This window comes from Bacillus sp. CPT56D-587-MTF, assembly GCF_058792335.1.
The window spans coordinates 349,630-370,152 of the sequence record NZ_JBYTEF010000002.1 but is presented as its reverse complement, the minus strand read 5'-3'; the positions used below and the strand labels follow the sequence as shown (position 1 = coordinate 370,152).

Annotated in this window: 13 protein-coding genes and 1 pseudogene; 2 read left to right on the top strand and 12 right to left on the bottom strand. The window is 33.3% G+C overall.

Translation table 11 applies throughout. From position 1 onward, the window contains the following. Nucleotides 1-281: 281 nt before the first annotated feature. From AC3WVZ_RS31140 to AC3WVZ_RS31125, 4 genes are all read right to left on the bottom strand, one after another. Nucleotides 282-1,718 carry a 4-hydroxyphenylacetate 3-hydroxylase family protein gene (locus tag AC3WVZ_RS31140; RefSeq protein WP_233936711.1) on the bottom strand — a complete coding sequence of 479 codons (1,437 nt, stop codon included), beginning with the start codon at nt 1,716-1,718 and terminating at the stop codon, nt 282-284. A gap of 59 nt (nt 1,719-1,777) precedes the next feature. Continuing rightward, on the bottom strand, nt 1,778-2,245 hold the full coding sequence (locus AC3WVZ_RS31135; protein ID WP_078186828.1) for a cysteine dioxygenase: 468 nt from the start codon (nt 2,243-2,245) through the stop codon (nt 1,778-1,780). Between the two features lie 728 nt (nt 2,246-2,973). Next, on the bottom strand, nt 2,974-3,315 hold the full coding sequence (locus AC3WVZ_RS31130) for an S-Ena type endospore appendage (RefSeq protein ID WP_078186827.1): 342 nt from the start codon (nt 3,313-3,315) through the stop codon (nt 2,974-2,976). A 95-nt stretch (nt 3,316-3,410) separates the two neighbouring features. Next, on the bottom strand, nt 3,411-3,725 hold the full coding sequence (locus AC3WVZ_RS31125; protein ID WP_233936710.1) for a hypothetical protein: 315 nt from the start codon (nt 3,723-3,725) through the stop codon (nt 3,411-3,413). Between the two features lie 519 nt (nt 3,726-4,244). On the opposite strand from AC3WVZ_RS31125, the pseudogene AC3WVZ_RS31120 reads away from it, so the two are divergent. Beyond that, nucleotides 4,245-4,352 (top strand): annotated as a pseudogene (locus AC3WVZ_RS31120) (transposase); the annotation flags it as partial. A 188-nt stretch (nt 4,353-4,540) separates the two neighbouring features. Here the strand turns inward: AC3WVZ_RS31120 and AC3WVZ_RS31115 are convergent. The 8 genes from AC3WVZ_RS31115 to AC3WVZ_RS31080 all read right to left on the bottom strand — a co-directional run bounded on the left by AC3WVZ_RS31115 (nt 4,541) and on the right by AC3WVZ_RS31080 (nt 17,763). Further along, nucleotides 4,541-5,668, bottom strand: coding sequence for a ClyA family alpha-helical pore-forming toxin (locus AC3WVZ_RS31115; RefSeq protein WP_233936708.1), 1,128 nt, complete (start codon nt 5,666-5,668; stop codon nt 4,541-4,543). An 84-nt stretch (nt 5,669-5,752) separates the two neighbouring features. Beyond that, nucleotides 5,753-6,976: a ClyA family alpha-helical pore-forming toxin gene (locus AC3WVZ_RS31110; RefSeq protein WP_233936707.1), complete on the bottom strand. Its 1,224-nt coding sequence runs from the start codon at nt 6,974-6,976 to the stop codon at nt 5,753-5,755. A 52-nt stretch (nt 6,977-7,028) separates the two neighbouring features. Continuing rightward, on the bottom strand, nt 7,029-8,363 hold the full coding sequence (locus AC3WVZ_RS31105) for an HBL/NHE enterotoxin family protein (protein ID WP_233936706.1): 1,335 nt from the start codon (nt 8,361-8,363) through the stop codon (nt 7,029-7,031). A gap of 199 nt (nt 8,364-8,562) precedes the next feature. Continuing rightward, nucleotides 8,563-9,966 (bottom strand): IS66 family transposase, encoded by a 1,404-nt coding sequence (gene tnpC, locus AC3WVZ_RS31100; RefSeq protein WP_233935200.1) that lies wholly within the window; start codon nt 9,964-9,966, stop codon nt 8,563-8,565. 912 nt (nt 9,967-10,878) lie between these two features. Beyond that, complete coding sequence (locus tag AC3WVZ_RS31095) at nt 10,879-12,354, bottom strand: hypothetical protein (protein ID WP_233936704.1); 1,476 nt, start codon at nt 12,352-12,354, stop codon at nt 10,879-10,881. 70 nt (nt 12,355-12,424) lie between these two features. Further along, nucleotides 12,425-14,677 carry an insecticidal delta-endotoxin domain-containing protein gene (locus AC3WVZ_RS31090; RefSeq protein ID WP_233936703.1) on the bottom strand — a complete coding sequence of 751 codons (2,253 nt, stop codon included), beginning with the start codon at nt 14,675-14,677 and terminating at the stop codon, nt 12,425-12,427. 238 nt (nt 14,678-14,915) lie between these two features. Further along, nucleotides 14,916-16,319 (bottom strand): IS66 family transposase, encoded by a 1,404-nt coding sequence (gene tnpC, locus AC3WVZ_RS31085; RefSeq protein WP_233935200.1) that lies wholly within the window; start codon nt 16,317-16,319, stop codon nt 14,916-14,918. A gap of 1,171 nt (nt 16,320-17,490) precedes the next feature. After that, complete coding sequence (locus AC3WVZ_RS31080; protein WP_078186819.1) at nt 17,491-17,763, bottom strand: hypothetical protein; 273 nt, start codon at nt 17,761-17,763, stop codon at nt 17,491-17,493. Nucleotides 17,764-18,729: 966 nt separating this feature from the next. Between AC3WVZ_RS31080 and AC3WVZ_RS31075 the strand changes: the two genes are divergently transcribed. Next, nucleotides 18,730-19,512, top strand: coding sequence for a carbonic anhydrase (locus AC3WVZ_RS31075; protein ID WP_233936702.1), 783 nt, complete (start codon nt 18,730-18,732; stop codon nt 19,510-19,512). Nucleotides 19,513-20,523 lie beyond the last annotated feature (1,011 nt).

Here is a 20,523-nt window from a genome sequence, read left to right as displayed (position 1 = left end):
TTTAACTATCATAATAAAATAATTATTTCTCAAATTCTTAATATGTATATCTATCCCAAATAAGAAACTTGATAAAAATTTTAAGGTTCCGGATTGGTATAACCAAAACAATTTGATATAGGACACACATGCATTCAATAAATAATGATGTAGCACGCCATACATGTCGAACAATTCATAGTCTACAGATACCCTCAAGAACTTAGAATTTTTTCCTAAGTTCTTGAATTTACCTACAAACTTATTATCCACTTGCACATGATCAAGAGCAAAAATGCATTCTAGTCATTTAAAAATTTATTAACCATACTTTTTAATTTACTTTTATCATAATTTATATACTGGTTAGCCATATTACGTATGGGATCACCAGCATAAAATCGTTCATATAATTCATGCCGTGATCCTAAAGGACTACCTATTATATCCCATGCTAGCTTGAACAATTTAGTTTTTTTGTCTGCAGAGATATTAGCACCTTTAAAATATTTTTTCAACAAAGGTGCTAATGGACTTTGAAAATCATTTATGCTCGAAGGTAATTGTATAAACCCGCCTGCTCCTATAAGTTGTAAAATTTCAATAGCTCTGGGATAATACTTGGGCCCTAAATTTCTTGCTGTTTCAATATATTTAAAGTTTGGTATATATACGTTACATTCATTTATTTCCCCTTCTCTTTCTGCTGCTAATAAAAGCGAACGAATCACCTCTATCTGCATAATAAGCTCTCCAAGTTTTTCTTGCACATGTAAATAAGATTCAGCACCAATAGCTTCTGCTATCTCGCAAGCAATTGCTGTGACAAATTCTAATTTTATTAATAATCGAACAACAGCTTGATGATACGCCAAACTACTAGAAGCTATATCGGCTTTTAATGCCCATAGCGCCTCTGGACTATCGTACAACAATACGCGCTCCCACGGTACAAATACATTATCAAAGATTAATAGCGCATCCATTTCATCATAGCTTGCGCTAATAGGTGCATTTTCCTGTTGTGACAAATCTGTTGCAAACGACTCCCTACAAACCATATGCAAGCCAGGAGAATTAGCGGCAACTATAAGAAAATGAGCTAAGGAACTCAATTCACTTTTTATTCTAGTCAAGGGATAAATTAGTAAGTCATTGGAATAGGGGGCTGCAGTGCCAATCATTTTAGCGCCACTTAAAAAAATTCCATCTGTAGTTTTTTTCGTAATTCGTAGTAGTCCTAATTCATCTATATTAGCTGTCTGCTGAATAGATCGATTAATTTGTGGGTCACGTTGAATAACACTTATAAAACGATGTTGATCTCTGGCTTCCTCATAATAATTTGTAATTTTATCAGGGAATTGCGAATCAAATTTTGTATATAATTTGCGAGATGAGTACCAGCCTGTTAAGCGCGAGCGAGCATAATCAGATAGACGGCTCATAACTCCATCTGTCATATAACTCCATGTTTCAAAAGCAGCTCTTCTTTTTAATATATCTTCATAAGAACTAGGGACTAAAAAAGCCCTATGAACCCATGTATTCGTTTTAGGACTTAGATAACCTACTAATTGCTGGTGAGAAGGATTCGCAAACAAATCATATAATTTCGTAATAGTAGTCAGTGTACCTTCAAAGTTCTTATTCATTGTGACATCAATTTTTTTTCCTTCAAGCCACACACTCCGCCCATCCTGCAAACTTTGGACAAAATGATTTTTAAATTGATTCATAATAGCTCCTTTCAAAGTAAATAAAGTATAAAAAGTAACTATCTCTTAGAATAATTAATTTAAGCAAAGTGAGTCTTGACTCCTTCTAATGGCGGAGAATACACATGAAAGGTAATAGTTGGAAAAAGGGTGGGATTTTGCATCATGTGAATCGTATCATTATTAATAGAAAACAAATCACCTTGTGTAAATTGCTGTACTTGAGTATATGTGGGTTTGTTCTCTCCGGTACCCTCAATATATAAATGATTTTGTAAGCTACCTTGCACGACATACACACATCCTATGGAGGTACCATGATCATGAATCAGAGTCTTTGCTAAGCTCGGAAAATAGAGGACCATTACCTCAAGTTTTTTAGTATGATAAATGATGTTTCGCCCGTATTCCAGCTGTTGTGGTTCTGTAATATAGGGCATGATATTTTCAAGTGATAAATCTAACGTTTGTACAGATTGTATTAATTCCTGTTGACTATATGATTGCAGAGAATCAAAATTATACTTTATAATTTCAATAAAATTCATATCAGATAACTCCCTATACATATACTGTAGAATTAACCAAAAACATACCGAATTCAAATCGCTCGAAATGGTTCATTTTGTGAATTTTCCCGTCTTACATACGATTATAAATTTCTAATCAAAAAATAAAAATCTAAATTACTTAAGAATAACAATCCTTTAAATTATTTGTTTATTTAGATGGAAAAATAATTGTATAAAAGATTTTTTCATTGATTAATTTATATAAAAAGCAAGTAACTCTTACAGTATATATCTATTCAATTTTTAAAAATACTTTCATAGATGCAGAAAAAATACGAAGAATCCGCATGAGCCTAGAAAACAACATAATTATGTGAACTACTCCCCCCCCCCCCGTAATTTTCTAACGACAATTTGAAAATATATCTTCTTGGAAAAATCATACTTCTATATACTAGATGGGCAGAAACACGATACTAATACCGCTATTTTAATATGCCTCGAAAAAAGGATAAATTCTTCCTAATTTCATTAAATAGTTTATTACTGTTATTATTTTTAACATTAAAAGACCCTATTTTAAAAATAGGGTCACAGACTGTTGGTAATACATATACACAGAATACTAATTACATAACTTACTACAACGTAATAACAAATATATTCCGCCATGTAATACAATTGCACACTAAATAAAATAGGCATTTTATATAATTTTGATTATGAGAGAGAATATATACTGATAGGAATTAGTAAATAATGATTTAACGTACTCTACGAATAATATTAATACAGTATGTTCCAGCTATTAATGTTTTTTCTGAAAAAGGAGAAACTGTTACAATTTTAACAGCAGGTAATGTTTGTGTTTGTGAATTATCAGGATTTAACCCATTATCTAAAATAATGGTCCCTGAAGGGGTCTTGGCTGTAACTAGAATAGGTGCAGAATTTGAATCTGCCTTAATTGTAATTGTCGCTAAGTGAAATCCCGTAAAATCATTAAAAACATCGACTGGAAAATCCGCATGAAAAACTCCACATATATTTTCAGACACAAATTGAGATGGCGGACAACAGCCACTAGCATTTGAAGAATAGCACATTTAGTTCACTTCCCATTATGAATATGATTTATAATATATAAAATGATAAATAACAGGAAATGATTGTACAAGTGTCCTATAATACATACATATTTTCACAAGACATATTGAAGCTGTAAAGAATACTCTCCTACAATATATGGAGATTTTGCAATTACGGCTAGTGATTTTAAAAGACTAACTGAAGTTGTATACGTTGTATCTGAATCGATACACATCATTCGTTTTCCACAAGAATCCAAAATAATTATAAAAAACGCCGAATCACTTTCACGGAAATTTTGAACACTGATAAAACCTACATTTTTATAAATAAACGGATTATAAAATAAAATTTTAGTATGCGAATTAGAAGAAATAGGACCACAAAAAGAATATACCGTATGTTTATTTTGTGAAGCACCCATCATTTAATTATCCTTTCTATAACAAATTTATCTTTCTTAAAGCGTGTAAAAAGCGCTAGCCTAACATTAAGTAGGCGAATTTTGTCGCTTTGGTTATACCAACAGCATTTCATAAACTAGCTACAAGAGGCTACTTGCTAACTTAATATAGGAAGTTCTAGAAAGAAAATAGAGTACGAAAACCACCCCTTTCATCTTCTCTATAAATTATCCCTAGAAATAACATTCTGTTCACGGACAGAGAAATATTCCCTTCAATCCTTACTAAATGATAGGCGTTCAATATATACGAGATGTCTAGAAGCGTTTAAATAAAGACGTTTTTCATTACTTGTAAAAAATCACCACTTAATACCCTTATGGATTAATTAAAATAGGAAGTTCTCGGAATATAGATATTTTCATTACCTATGTTTACCAATCTATAAAAGCACCCTCCCTACTCCTAAAGAACATATTCATTATATGGTTAGTTTTAACAAATTGATACATTATAGAAGAATGAAAACAACCCTATCATGAATGAACTACCATTTTGTATGTTGTCTACAATATAGAAGAAAAATTTTTCTTAACACAAAAGTAGAAGACTGTTTCAAAGAGTCAGTTCACAAAATATGTAACGAATTGACATTGCCTTCTCTTTAGCATTTACCAAGTCTGTGGATGCAAGACCAACTTCTTGCCGAAAGAGATAAAATTATCCTTTATTTGTACAAGCTCAAAAAAGAAAGCTTGTTATGATTATACAAGCTTTCTTTCACTAACAAACTTCAGTAACATGTATCTTTATACATGAAAATCAGCTATATTCAATTTTAATTTTGTGTTGAATCCTCTTCTATCTTTAAATCCTTCAATCCTTCTTTTAATGTGGTTGCATCTGTTTTTAACGTTTTCCAGTTCTCTTTTGCTGTATTTAACGTAGGAATTAGGAATGTAAATTTATCGGCATTTACTTTTTTATCCGCTGCCTCAATGCTTTCAAGTACACCCACATATTGAGCATCTAAATCATCCCATTGGGTTTTCATATATGTTACAGCTGCAATTGCATTATCAATTTCTATGTGCATTTTAGTCACACTATTCGCTGCAACTCCTACCACTCGATTCAATGTTTTTTTATAATCTATAGTTTGATTCAGTTGTAATAATAGTGGCTCTAACTTATTTAATTCAGATTGTGCTACACCTAACATTATGCCACCAGCTATCCATGTCCATATTGTCGGTACTGCAACAACAATAGTTCCATCACGTCGTACTCGTTTAAAGTGATTAATTTGATCTAACACTTTTTGCATAGCTATCTCATCATCGTCGAGACCCGTTGTTTGATTTTTTAAAATTGAATTCAACGTTTCTTTATTGGTTTGAAATGCTCTAGAATCTTCTCCCATCGCATCCCTTAATTGTTCTAATGCCTCAATTAAGACAACTGCTTTCTGCTTATTCTTTTGAATATCAGATTGCAAGTCCGTAATACCTTCTTTTAATACCTCTTTATCTCCCGTTCGAGTTGCCTGTACCAGAGTATCATAATAATTATCAAAGGTAGTATCATATACAATAATCCCTGTTAATGTATCTATCAATTGCCGCTTGACTTGCGTATCCCATGTAGTAGCATGTTTTCTCGCATTCTGTTGATCTCGTACAACTTTACTAGGTAATTCACTATGTCCTTTAATATCAATTCCTTCGAAGCTTACATCTGGGTTACGAATTAACATATATGAATATTGATTCATAACTTGTGCAAATTCCCCAGCCTTTTCTAAAGTTTGTTGCATCTTATCTGTATTCGCAGAAAGGTCATTAACTCCAATATTAGACTGATCCATTTCGGCCGCGAACGTCATTACAGGCGGTGTTAAAGCCGTACTTGTAAAGGTTAAAAGTGTAGAAAGTGCAATGACTTTATATGGTATTTTTTTAAGCATGTGTTTCCCTCCAATATAATTTAAAGCCTTCAAATATCATAACTCTACTAGCTTCATTAGACAGTCTCTGCTAATTTAGTAGTCTCACTCCACTTTAAATCCCATGTCTTTTGCGATTGAATCTGCATCTTGATAAATATCGTTCCATTCTTTTCTAGCTGCATCTAAGTCATTCACTAATAGAGATGTGTTTTGTGGTTGCATTGAATCCACACTATCTAGTAATACACTATAATTTGCGCCCATTGTGTCCCATTGCTTTTTCATATTTGTTAGAGAAACAATTGCTTGATCTACGGTTTGATATAGTTCCGTTAATGTCGCTTTTGTATTTGTAAGTGCAACCACGGCCTGCTGAGCAGCACCTACCTGTTCACTGAGTTGACCAATCTGATCCGAAATTTGATTATATGCGGTTAAATTTTTAGATAGCATTACTCCAGAAGCTGTACCAAGTGCAACGCCTGCTGCAGTTAATGCTCCAAGTGCTCCAACAACTAACGGTGTCGCTGTTCCACCCGTCACGACAATTGCCACTGTCCCACCAATAGCTCCGCCAAGCAAAAGAAACATTCCTAATCCGCCGCCAATTCCCCAGCCTAACGCATTATCTAAATGTGCTTTTTGAGTGCCACGTAAACTCTCAATTTCACTTTGAAGTTGCGGGATAAGTGCATCTTTTCCTGCTAAAATAGCTGTTAATCCACCTTTATCATCGGGTCCACTAACATCATTTTTTAACTGCGTCGAATCTACATATAGCCTTTGTTTGAATTTTTGTAAAATTTGTATAACTTCACTTACTTCTTTTGCATTAAGATTAATTGTATTATAAAGATCTTGCAATCCTTCTTTTAATTCAGGAGCCTTATTTTGTTTTGCTGCATCCACAAGCGTATCGTAGTACTGTTGAAACTGAGTATTGTAATTGACAATATTACGCGTCGTTTTTTGGATTTTCGGTTTTGCGGTATCCATCCAATATTTTGCATTTACTCGACTCATTTCTTGATCACTATGAATTTGTTTAATTAATTTTTCACCCTCTGCCCCTATATTTATTCCAGATAAATCCACATTAGGTTGTTTTAACATCGTACTTGCATATAAATTCATTACCAGTATATTCGATCCAGTCTCAGCCAACGCTTCTTTTATCCCTGTAGGTCCTAGTGAATATGTACTTTTGGGTTCTTCTTGCACTATTTGTTCCTGCGCTAAAACATGTGTAGAAGGTAGAATGTTACCTGTTGTTATTGCTGCTATAATGGTCGCAGCAGATATAATTTTATAGGGGGATTTTTTCATATGTATTCTCCTTACTTTTTCATCCACTCTTCTATGCTATTCGTCTATTTCATTAAAGTGAATTACCTGTATTATTAAATTGAGTTATTTGTTCTTCTAATTGCATGCTAAACTCTTTTAATCTTTTAAGTTGGATAACTTGCATATCATGATTACTTGTATTTGTAGAGAGTTGCGTCATACACGTTTTAATTTGCTCCCAATCTTTTTTATAATTATCTAGTAATGTTAACTCTTGATTGATTAATTCTTCAAAAGTATCTACATCATTTTGCATCTCAAGTAACATTACCTTTTGTATATCTGCTACAGTCAATTTTGTTGTTAATGTATAAATGAGTTGATTCTGTTTTTGTAAATCATCTAAATATATTTTTTGTGATGCTGTTAATTTATTAACTTCTGCAAAACTATTATATGTTTGTTGAATTTTTTCAATATCGATTGTTTTCATTAAATCATATTCTTGAGATTTTGCTGCAGCTGCGGCTGCCAATTCTCCTTTTTTACTCTCTTCAATTTTGTCTCTAGCCTCTTTTTTTGCTAATTCTATTTCTTGAGTAGATTTTCCAGCTTCTTTCGCTGCCTTCTCTGCCGCCTTTTCTGCCTCTACAATAGATTCTTCAATTTCTTTTCCTTTATTGATTGCTGCTAATGCTATTTCTGCAGCTGGTGTAATGATTCCTTTAGATAAACCATACATGTCTTTAAAAATTTCAAATCCTTTGGCATTTAAAGCTCCTGGTATCAATGCAATTTCTTGTAAATCTTTTTGTATCGTAGTCTTAGCATCCACTAAATCTTTTTTATATTGATCTATCTTACCCGATTCTGATGTTGTTAAGATTTGTTGTCCCACTGCTATTTGTTTATTTAATTCTTTTATATTATTACCCAATTGCGTTCGGAAAAATTGCAGTTCATTGATATGATTTTGTATTTTATCTTGATTAGAATTACCCAACTCTCGGAGCGCTTCTAATCTATCTGAAAATTCAATTCCAAAATCATCATTATCAACACATTGTTTTAGTGTTGGATAGTAACTATTCATTTTAGAGGTAAACCCCTTAATTTTTGCATTTATTAAGATAAGATGTGGATATATTTCAGACGACCATTCTTGTAAATCTTGTTTAATGAATACTTGACGTGTGAGTAATGCCGGAATCTCACTCATTCGTATATTAGGGCGTGTCAAAGCTTGGTCTACAAACATTTGTATCAGAGTAGACTGTGCTCCCAATTTTCGTAACGAAGGGGAAAGCCCTGTATATTCTTGTGTATTTTCAGCTAAAGCTATAGGTGTGGTCACAGTGGGAATGAAAATCCCCCCTCCTGTTAAAATTGATGTTACTAAAAATCCTTTTAATGCTTTCTTTTTCATTTCACATCTTCCTCCGTTTAATCTGTTATATATTTATTAAACCTCCTTTTGAATATTTATTACGTTTAACAAAATAAATAAGGTAACTACTCAGCTTCTTCAAATAAAAAAACAGGCCAAATACATGTTTCCGATTCGAAAACATGAAAAGAAAATACTCCAATCAGAGAAAGAATCTATGCCAAATAGAGAAATTCTCTTATGAAGTCGTGTTATTCCAAGGAACCGTTCTAGTTTCTATGACTTGGTTTATCGCTTGTAAGACCGATTGTTTTTGTTTTTTCATGGTACTCATAAAGCTTCGTATCTGACAAAAAGATTCTGCGCCTTTCTTACTTCGGAAAGTCCCAGACACTTTCTGTTTTACTTTCGTCATCCGAATATCCCGTTCTGCTTGATTGTTATCAAATGGAATGGCTGGATGTTCTAAAAACCCTAGAATTCTGTCAGAATACTTGACGAAGCGATTCCATAAATTTTGAGAAGGCGTCTGCTTTCCTTTCTTCTTTTGTTTCGTGGAAAGAATCTGTTGTTCTTTCAATATGGATTGATACATAATAAACAGATTCTTTTGCGTCGCTTTTGGCATGGTACCTTCGGATTGCTTTTTCATCGTCAACGCTTGCGTTAGAAATTTCTGCATCTGTTGTGCCCATTGTTCTCCAGTACTATCTATAATTCCTTGTAAATCTCGTAAGAGATGGGCATTACATAAAACGTGACGACAATCTGTATACGCATCATACGATTTCCAACCATCATGCATCGCAATTCCAGAAAAAGATGGCAAGATTTCTCCAGCATCCATTGCTTCTTTTCCACGTTTTTGATGAATATGTTGCAATGTCACCTCCGGTGTACTGGCAGTATGTAACCATTGTGTTTTGTTTTCTACACGCATACCAGTTTCATCAAAATGGACAACAGGAGACTGCAGAATCTTTTCCTTTACTTCTTTTATGAATGGCTGCAATTGAGAAGCGAAAGCCTGTGTATGATTTACCAGGGTTCCTTCGCTTATAGAATGTCCAAAACAATCCTGAAAGAATTCTTTTGTTCGCTTCAAAGAAATGCATTGATAATGCGTTAAATAGGGAATCAGTCTTTTTATATTTGGACCATATTGAACAGGACGAGATACTGTCGAAGGAAATTGGGCTTCTTGGATAGAATGGCAATGTGGGCATTCTTTCTGTTCTACTTTATGTTCTGTCACTTCGATCTGAATAGGTGGTAAGTCATACACTTGGCGAATGCGATACCCTTTTACAGGCTCGTGGTTCAAGGAAGTATGACAACAAGTACAATATGTAGGAGAATGTGTAATCGTATGATCTGGAGTCGCTGTCAAACCAAGAGTATGTCCCTTGTGGCCCAACTGGCCACCCGTTTGACGATGAGACGGTTTGCGCAAACTTTTTGTAACGGGCTTACCCAAACCATCTGTAGAAGGTGGCTTATGACTATTTTTGGAGTTTTTTTTTGAAGCATTTTCTAGTTCTTGTATACGTTTTTCTAACTTAGAAAATGTTTCTTCAAATAAAGAAATAACAGCTTCAGGTCCTTTTTTATATGTATCTAAAATAATTTTTCGATCGACCATAAGATTCACCTCCCCTGTTTGATATACTCAGTATTTACAAATGGGAGGCATATGAAACTAGTAAAATTTAAAAAAGACACCGAAAGGTGGCTGAGTAGTTACTAAATAAGATACGAAAAAAGAAATTATTTCGTATCTACAGAGGAAATTATACGTAGGTATAGCATGAACCTCCACTCAGTATAATACTTTTGTCAAAGGTAAATTTGGTGTGATGTATAACTTTTGATAAATCATTCTTTAGTTTCTTGTATATAAGAATTTATAGAGGCATCATAGATAAATCATAGGCTCTTGCTTCTACACAGTTGTTACAATCATTCAACCAAAAACGATCCTCTACTCATAATTCCGCATATCGTAATCACACCCTTCGGAAATAAAATGTTAAAAGAACACCGTCAACTTAAGAAACTATTTAGTAAACCAAAAGATTCTGATTCATTATGTCCAAAATCAACATCCATTTCATATTCAGCTAATTGTTGATTCATAACATGTTTATTTTTAAAAAAATTTTGGTATAATTGTAAAATTAAAAATGATTTTACAACAAAGAGGATTCCTAATGGAATCCTCCTTGTTTGAAACGTATCTTTTATTTGTACCGGAATTTATTATTTCGATATAATTCGATTCACCCTTATATAATTACAAAAAGATAGTTCTGGCAAACACACTATTTCTTTGTTACTTGTTATAATCATTGTGTGCAACTAAACGAATAATAAATCCGTTTTCCTATGGAGATTCTTATTAGAAAAAATATTAAATTAATTTTAACTAATAAAATTCAAATTAGAAAATCACACAGCGTATAAATCCTATGATACTTACAGTTGAAAAATAGCATATTTAAACCATTCGAAACGATCCGTCTTATTATTAGGAAAATTGGAACTAGGAGTAGTTTTATGGTAAATCTGTATTTGTTTCCGCTATTAATTCAATCGTATCCAATACAAATGCATTATTTTCGGATTGAATACTCACTGTAATAGAAGGTCCACTAAACGATAGATGTTCTAACATTTTAATTTGAAAAGATTCTCGATTCATAGCTAATTCATACGTGTTTGTATCATCTTGTAAGATAATCGTTCCGAGTCCCTGTGTACGAACACGTAATATATATTCCTTATCCAATTCTGATGGAACTATGATTGTTTTTTGAACTTGTGCATCCCAATGATTAAATTCTAACATAGGGCGGCCATACTGCACGGTGATATTCACATCTCCTGTTATCGACCATCCATCGAACCCTTTTGTAAAACTACCGTTTTTAATCCAATTGGTATCTTCTACTTGTTGAAAAGCACGATTTACTGCTTGTTTTAATATACGTGTAACGGCTGCGTGTGGGCCTTCTCGATCAGACATAAACCAATGTTTTTGATTTGGTAGGTCTGGTAAAGAAATGTTTGTAACATCTTGATACATTACATATGATTTAATACTTCCGTTCCAATCTTCATTTTGATACAAACGGTTTAATTTCTTCACTATACTTTGTAACGTTGTTATCACTTTTCCCTCTTCTTGATTCAGTTGTTGTCTCCATATTTGTTCTTTTCTTTGTATATCACGGATTTCTTTAGCTGTAAGAGGACGTTGCTCTCTCAGTTCGATATTACTCAAACGAGCCATTCCTGTTCGAGAAATAATTTTAAATCCAACTTCAATGCCAACATTATAATCAGATTGTAAAGAGCCAACATCAATTGTATATTGAAAATAATGTGTGTCTTGTGAAGACGAATGATTAGAGATCATTGTTGTAGGCTCACCTAGATTTGAAACGGGTTGACAACAATTTGCTGTAGCTTCAGATGTTGTTGGAAATGCTGTTTCAAAGGGGATTTGTAAGGTTTCATCGACTTCTTTTCCATAACGAGATACGATTACTTGTAAATCTTGCGCATGTGATGCAAAACCTGAGAATAGATATCGTGTATGGGATTTTAGTTTCGATTCATCTACTTTTTGATACACATAAGAAGGATATATACTCGCTGGTGGTAATAACGCATGTTTACCTTTAAATAATGGATTATGATTGGTTATTACTACCTTTCGACCTGTTATCCAAGCATTTATATTTTCAAAATTACCACTTTTCAAAAGATTACGCATTTTACATAATTGTTTGGCTTTGTTTATTTGTTGACGTAATTGTTTTTTTTCTTTTCCAAATACAGCAGGATCTAACAAATCTACTTTCATAACCACCTGGTCAATCCAATAGTCACTGGTATTTAACGCTAACTGATCTTTTGTTAAATTGGTAAATAAACCGTTAACTTGTGCAGTAATATTCCTTAAATCTTGCAGAGTGTTGAAGTTCACTTGAGAGAACATGGATTCATCCATGTTTAATATTGTCATACTATTCATCTCCTTGACTTGTCATAGTTGTTTTTTATATTTATATTATAGTAGTGAAAAATGAATTTTATCATACGGATTGTTTCGGTCCATAGATTGTACCGCTTACAGATACATCTAGCAGAAAAGTTTCAGGCCATTCTCTTTCGTGTATTTTTATTTCATCAAATCCTTGTGGTACAGGGTCATATAAAAATTGTCCATCTTGCGCTTGTTGAGTGGATTGTGATACGTTTTTTAAAAGAAAGTCTACTACATATCCCCCCAGCCATTCCGGTGGTAGTGGATATAAATCTAATTCCGCTCGTACAGCCATAACATTAGTGTTTTTCCATATGCTAGGCGGGGCAGGTGTTCCAGGAAAAAATTGGTCAGGAATACGATCTACAATCGGTCCAGGAGCATTAGGATTTTCAACAGGTATTAATTCAATCCGATCTAGAATAATTTTTTTACCTCCTGTATTTCGTAAAGTGAACTGACATTTACCTTGGCCGAAATTGATTGGTATCGTATCTGTAGAAATCATATAGGTACCCAATAAACCTTTCGTACTTGGGTAACTTAGTAATATATTTTCTTGTACATCTGAAGGTTGTTGGTTACTTAAAGTTACTGTATTGGGTAATTTTATACTACTTTGTGTAGGATAGTATTGTGCGTTATATCCATAATTAATCACACTTAATTCTGCTCCATCTGCATCTGTGGCATAATGAACACGTAGTTTATATTGCGTCCAACTACCATTTGGAGGCAATAAGTTAATAACGTTAAAAGCTAGATCCTGATTTACAGCTGTAGAAATTAATGGCGTAGAACCGGTAACAGCTTCATTTGGATAATTTAGATTGGCTTCTAGAACGGATTTCCATCCATTTATTAGGGAATACTTTTCAGCTGGAATAGATAAAATAGAATTTGCATCATTTGAGATATTTTCTGGTACCGTTAAAATATTGACAAAATTAAAATTAAAAAAACTGTTAATTTGAGATATTTTCATTCCGTTATGAATGACATTGTTTCCAAAACCAGGTTCTCCAATATACAGAAGATTGTCTATATAAGGGAAAAAGAAAATTCCATCAGGAATCGTAGTAGGATCAGTCCAAAAGGCGAATGCACGGCCTATAGGAGGTTGACCTGGATCGAAAGAATCAGGATTGCTAAAATATCTAGACCATTCAGCAAGTAATGGGAGCATTGGGTCTATAGTATAGGTCTGTGCACAGGCGGAAGGATCAGTTGGTTGTAAATACCAGGCGTATGTGTTAAAATCTACCATACCTAAACCGTAAGAATTATTAATAGTATCTATCGCTGTTACAAATGTCTTATTATTTGTACAAGGAACCGACTTTAATTGGGCTATAGGTGTACGATCAAACATTTTATACTCAGTTATCGGTGGATCCCCTGGATTTGGATTATATACTTTGTATTTAAATGTTTGAGTATTATCTAAATTATTTTTCATTTTATAGTTTATAGGCGATATTCCTGGCCATGTAGACATAAAGCCTGTAACATTTTGATAAAAGTCTATACTCTCTACTTGTTCACGTGTCATAGTTTGCATTATCTTTACAATTTGCGAACTATATTCTTGCGTAGCAGCATTAAATTGTCCTTCAAAGAATGGTATATCGTCAGAACTATACTTCCACGATAACCCATGTTTTACTTTATCAGACAGTAAAAGTAAAGATATTGTTGCAAACATAGTATAATACGGTAATCCTAGTACTTCATACTCTTTTGTTTTGAAAAAACTTAAGCCTGTTTGTAAAACATTATTTGTATAATCTATTTGATTATGAAGATCATTTGCTTGAATATCAGTAGGGTTTGTTAAGCTATAAAAATGTTCCATTGCATCTTTGTAGATGCCCAGTTGTTTTTGTAGTGCGTCAGAATGATTATTCATCTGGTTTAATTCGGTTTGAGTAAGTGATCTATCTATCATATCTTGAATTGCAGGCTGCATAGCTTTAAAAATATCTTCAACAGTCGGTGGTTCAGGTCCAGGATTAAGAAGTGAGAAAAAAAGTCCGACAAAAGGGGTAAGAAGGCCTAATGCTGGTACAGCGAAAGAGGCCAAACCTAAACTCATCATAACAATAGTTTGATAATTAATTTTATTGTCTGCAATACGTTCTAAAATACTTGCAATTGCTCTTTCACTGCGTCCAAGGAACAATTCCGTTTGTAAATCTTCTATTAATTCATCATAATTTGAAACAGGAACATCTGCGTTTTGTAAAGGGGAAATAGCTAACACATTATAAGGTCCTTTATATATATCTTGTAAAATAACCATAATACTACCTCCTTGAAAATCAATAATTTTTAATAGTATATGAAAAAACAAAAAAAAAGAACCGTTTTATTCAGAATATAGATTTTAGTGCAAATAAAAGATACTCTTCCAATAATTGATGGTAACTACTCAGCTTCTTCAAATAAAAAAACAGGCCAAATACATGTTTCCGATTCGAAAACATGAAAAGAAAATACTCCAATCAGAGAAAGAATCTATGCCAAATAGAGAAATTCTCTTATGAAGTCGTGTTATTCCAAGGAACCGTTCTAGTTTCTATGACTTGGTTTATCGCTTGTAAGACCGATTGTTTTTGTTTTTTCATGGTACTCATAAAGCTTCGTATCTGACAAAAAGATTCTGCGCCTTTCTTACTTCGGAAAGTCCCAGACACTTTCTGTTTTACTTTCGTCATCCGAATATCCCGTTCTGCTTGATTGTTATCAAATGGAATGGCTGGATGTTCTAAAAACCCTAGAATTCTGTCAGAATACTTGACGAAGCGATTCCATAAATTTTGAGAAGGCGTCTGCTTTCCTTTCTTCTTTTGTTTCGTGGAAAGAATCTGTTGTTCTTTCAATATGGATTGATACATAATAAACAGATTCTTTTGCGTCGCTTTTGGCATGGTACCTTCGGATTGCTTTTTCATCGTCAACGCTTGCGTTAGAAATTTCTGCATCTGTTGTGCCCATTGTTCTCCAGTACTATCTATAATTCCTTGTAAATCTCGTAAGAGATGGGCATTACATAAAACGTGACGACAATCTGTATACGCATCATACGATTTCCAACCATCATGCATCGCAATTCCAGAAAAAGATGGCAAGATTTCTCCAGCATCCATTGCTTCTTTTCCACGTTTTTGATGAATATGTTGCAATGTCACCTCCGGTGTACTGGCAGTATGTAACCATTGTGTTTTGTTTTCTACACGCATACCAGTTTCATCAAAATGGACAACAGGAGACTGCAGAATCTTTTCCTTTACTTCTTTTATGAATGGCTGCAATTGAGAAGCGAAAGCCTGTGTATGATTTACCAGGGTTCCTTCGCTTATAGAATGTCCAAAACAATCCTGAAAGAATTCTTTTGTTCGCTTCAAAGAAATGCATTGATAATGCGTTAAATAGGGAATCAGTCTTTTTATATTTGGACCATATTGAACAGGACGAGATACTGTCGAAGGAAATTGGGCTTCTTGGATAGAATGGCAATGTGGGCATTCTTTCTGTTCTACTTTATGTTCTGTCACTTCGATCTGAATAGGTGGTAAGTCATACACTTGGCGAATGCGATACCCTTTTACAGGCTCGTGGTTCAAGGAAGTATGACAACAAGTACAATATGTAGGAGAATGTGTAATCGTATGATCTGGAGTCGCTGTCAAACCAAGAGTATGTCCCTTGTGGCCCAACTGGCCACCCGTTTGACGATGAGACGGTTTGCGCAAACTTTTTGTAACGGGCTTACCCAAACCATCTGTAGAAGGTGGCTTATGACTATTTTTGGAGTTTTTTTTTGAAGCATTTTCTAGTTCTTGTATACGTTTTTCTAACTTAGAAAATGTTTCTTCAAATAAAGAAATAACAGCTTCAGGTCCTTTTTTATATGTATCTAAAATAATTTTTCGATCGACCATAAGATTCACCTCCCCTGTTTGATATACTCAGTATTTACAAATGGGAGGCATATGAAACTAGTAAAATTTAAAAAAGACACCGAAAGGTGGCTGAGTAGTTACAATTGATGCATGAGTTGTTTTTAATTGTGAACAGACTAATCTCGTAATCAATCTATATGAAAAGTTTTAAATCCTAGCATGACTTGCACTTTGGAATGAAACCATAGCCTTGCTCTACGAATTTATTTAGACACTTTATTTTCCTGATTTGAATGAGTATCTCTTTCTTCCATCCATTGCAAAACTTCAAATTTTATAGGTCCTTTCATCTGACAATTAGCGAACTCTTTCAACCCTACATCTATTCCTATATGCAAGTGTATTTTTTGAAACTCTTACCCTTCTGTTGCAACTAACAATCATACCAGATATCTGCCATCAGGCCCCCTCTAACTGTAACATTTATAATGCGTTCCTTTACTTCGCAACTTTTGGCAAATCAAACAAGACCTAGTTTTTGCAATTTTATTTTATGCCTTGTGATGGTAGCGTTTTCATTTTTTTGACAAAGCGTATATTAATATCCGTAAAAGCCATCAACGGATAACTGAATAGCTACTCGGTTTATTGATTATAATTCCTTTCTCCTCCATTCCAATATGTGTCTATCACAAAATACACATGTATGGGGTAGATAGTTAGATAGTTACATAGTTACATAGTTACATAGTTACATAGTCCTATTATCACCGAACGTATTTCCCCTATATTTCACAAGCAATACAAGATGGTAATACACCGATAACACTGAGTGGTTATTCCTATCTATTTTCATTTTTATACCAATATCTATTATTTATACGACTGATTTTATCAGAGGCAAAATAAAAAGCAAAGCCTTCTGGCTATGCCACACCGAAATACATCTCCCACCTATTTTTGGACTACGCTCTTCACACGCTTGAGGAAGGAGAATTCTTTCGGGGAATACATTAAATCATGAGCACTAAATCCATCAAACTTAATAAATTTAATATGCTTCTGAAGAATATTACGGATAGTTCTTTCTTGTAGTCGCCTTCCTTTTTAAGAAGAAAATAAGTAATTATATAAAATATCACCTAACTTGCTGTACTCTTCCAGTACATAACGAGTGGAACTATAATATTTTACAGTCCCCTAATAAAAATCAATGCATTCTCCTCATACCCAATAATCGATTGCACTGTTCTTGTATATTTTGAAGTTGTAGACTTAACCCTTTTACAAATGGTGCCATCTTAGGATCATGTTGTAAAGCGAGCAACAGTTGAGACACCTCTAAAAGAATCTGATGAATCCCTTCTACTTCTTCTGCAACCGCACCTTCAGAAATCTGCTGAATTATAGACTCGAGTATGCTCATTTTCCGATCAATTTCTCGTAATAACTGTATAGAATCGCACGACCATAATTTGTTCAATATACCAATCCTCTCTTATCCAATATATATGAAAAGAAGATGATAATTATATAAGACCCCCTTGTTATAGAGATTTAATACATGGTAAGGTCTTCATATTTTGTATTGTATACCAATTTTGACATTTGCACAAGTTGGATCTTTCTATACTATTATATAGTATAGAAAGTCTAAATTATTGGGTGTCCTATATTTCCCCTGTAAATAATGGATTTTTATATCTACTCTATTTTTCTTTGGAATGAAACCCATGTTAATAGCACCGTTCCTCTTTATTTATACCATTTAGTATTTATTTTAGCTTCGATATAAGTACTATTACAAAAAAAAACAGATTTCTAAAGAAAACTTTTCATTCCATCCATTCAAGCGTCATTGTATAAGGAAACCTCAACGATTTGACGATTTACATCCTAACATAGAACGGACACGACATGTTTCTTTATAAAAGAAAACTTATATTCTAACAGAATTCAAGTGTTTTTCTTTAAAAAATTCCATTTCAATATTTTCACAGTCCAACTTCAGTAAAAATATTAAAATGGATCTTTGAAGCTTCCTTTACAAGAAAAATATATAAAAATTACCCTTACTAAAAGTATTTTCTGTACCAACCGCCCCCACATCTTTCCTATATAATAAATACCTCTACTATAATAGGTTATTTTTCACACCATATATTTTGTAATTTTTAGAAAAAACTAACAATTACAGCATGTAGCACCGTATAAGCTTTTTCTTGTTCAATAAACTACAAGCAGATAAGAAAATATATGTATATTAAAACCAGTAATAGAGAAACTAACCATGAGAAATGATGTAAAAAGGCTCGATTAACATCTCAATAGAACATACTTTTTTCATTTCACAAAAATCCTTTGGTATTTATGAAACAAAATAAAAAGATATAGTCTAGTATATAGGCACTTGATTCACATCAAAATAAAATACAAAGGAGGCAAAAATATGATTAGAAAACAAGAGTTTCTCATAGTAGCATGCTGTCTTTTTCTCATACAAGGATGCTCAAAATCAGAAACAGTACCACAAAAAAAGGATACTAAACCTCAACTAAAACAAAGTGGATCAACAGAACAGCTCAATTATAAAGATCAAGCTCATTGGAAATTTGAATCAGGAGATGCACAATCTCCTATTAATATCGACACATCAAAAGTCGTTCCTATGCAGGATGTTGGGGACATACATCTCGATTACAATACCACTGTACAGGATGAAGAGGATAATGGACACACCATCCAAGTCGATGATACAGGGACAGCACAAATCAACGGAAGAACATTTGCATTTACACAGTTCCATTTTCATGCTCCCAGTGAACATACCATAAACGGACAACATTATCCTGTCGAAGTGCATTTTGTTCATAAGAGTCAAGATGGACGTCTCGCAGTCATTGGTGTACTTTTTCAGGAAGGAAAAGAAAATAAAGGGTTTCAAGATGTGCTAAATCATGTAAAAACAGGCAAGAAAAATACAGATGTCGGAACATTGGATATCGCCTCTATGATTCCAACCGATAAAAGTTATTATCATTACCTTGGATCTCTAACGACCCCACCACTTTCTGAAAATGTAGAATGGTATGTCATGAAAGAAATTATAGAAATTTCACCAGCACAGATCAAGGAATTTCAAAAGATATATTCAGCGACCAACAGAAAAATTCAACCTTTACATCAGCGTATTGTTTTATATCACCAAGACCAGGGAACTTCTCAAAAATAAAAAAATTAAGTATCCCAAAAAGAAGAGAATTAGTCTCTTCTTTTTTATGAAGAAAAAATAGGCACTGATACTTCTTATTATAATACTTATTAGATATTATATTTAATTTTTAAAAATATTTATATTACGTTTTATAAAATTATGCAGCAAAGTGATTCCAAATCAGTTTTCTATGGGCCTAATTAGATAAAAAAATATTTTTCACTGGTTTTCAGATAGTAACTTGGACATGTTTGTCATCATATTTCTAGAACCCCCATATAAAAAAAGGAAATTAATACAAAAAATAAACGCTAACATTAGTTTTAGGATACTTTAAAAATATAGTAATATCCCCTTTTTCCTCTTTTAATTGTTCACACATATCTTCTTTTAAGTTATACATAAAATACGCGCCCCTATTTGTATTTCTTTTTCCTTCTAACACTTCGTTCATTATTGAATGTTCGTATCTTCCATTCTCTGTCTAGGTTTCTAAGCCATTTCCCTAATTTGTTTACATAGTATTTTTAGTTCTGATACAATTTCTATGCACATGCTATTTCGAAGAAGGACGTATGGTCACAAACAATATTTTGTAAACCACCCTAAAAGAAAATAGTTCCATACAGTGTAAATCCCTATTTAGCATATATCTCAACTTTAACAAGAAACAAAAATCCTCACCGTCTGAATGTTACCGGAAATTCCTGGTGAAGAAAGTGGATTATAAACTTTCATTGAAAGACTTCATCCTATTTTTCAAGGTATATTTGTATTGAAGTTAAACAAACTATACACAATTATATCTATTGTTAAGGATGTGTATAGTAGATGATTTTCGAAATTGTGAAACATACACCTATATGGGTATGGCTATTGTTTTATTTTTTACTCTCTAGGGGCATAGCTGCTTCTCAGGAGCGCGAAGTAAATATTTCTCAGTCACTCATAGTTCCAGGAATTTTTATTTGTAACTACTCAGCCACCTTTCGGTGTCTTTTTTAAATTTTACTAGTTTCATATGCCTCC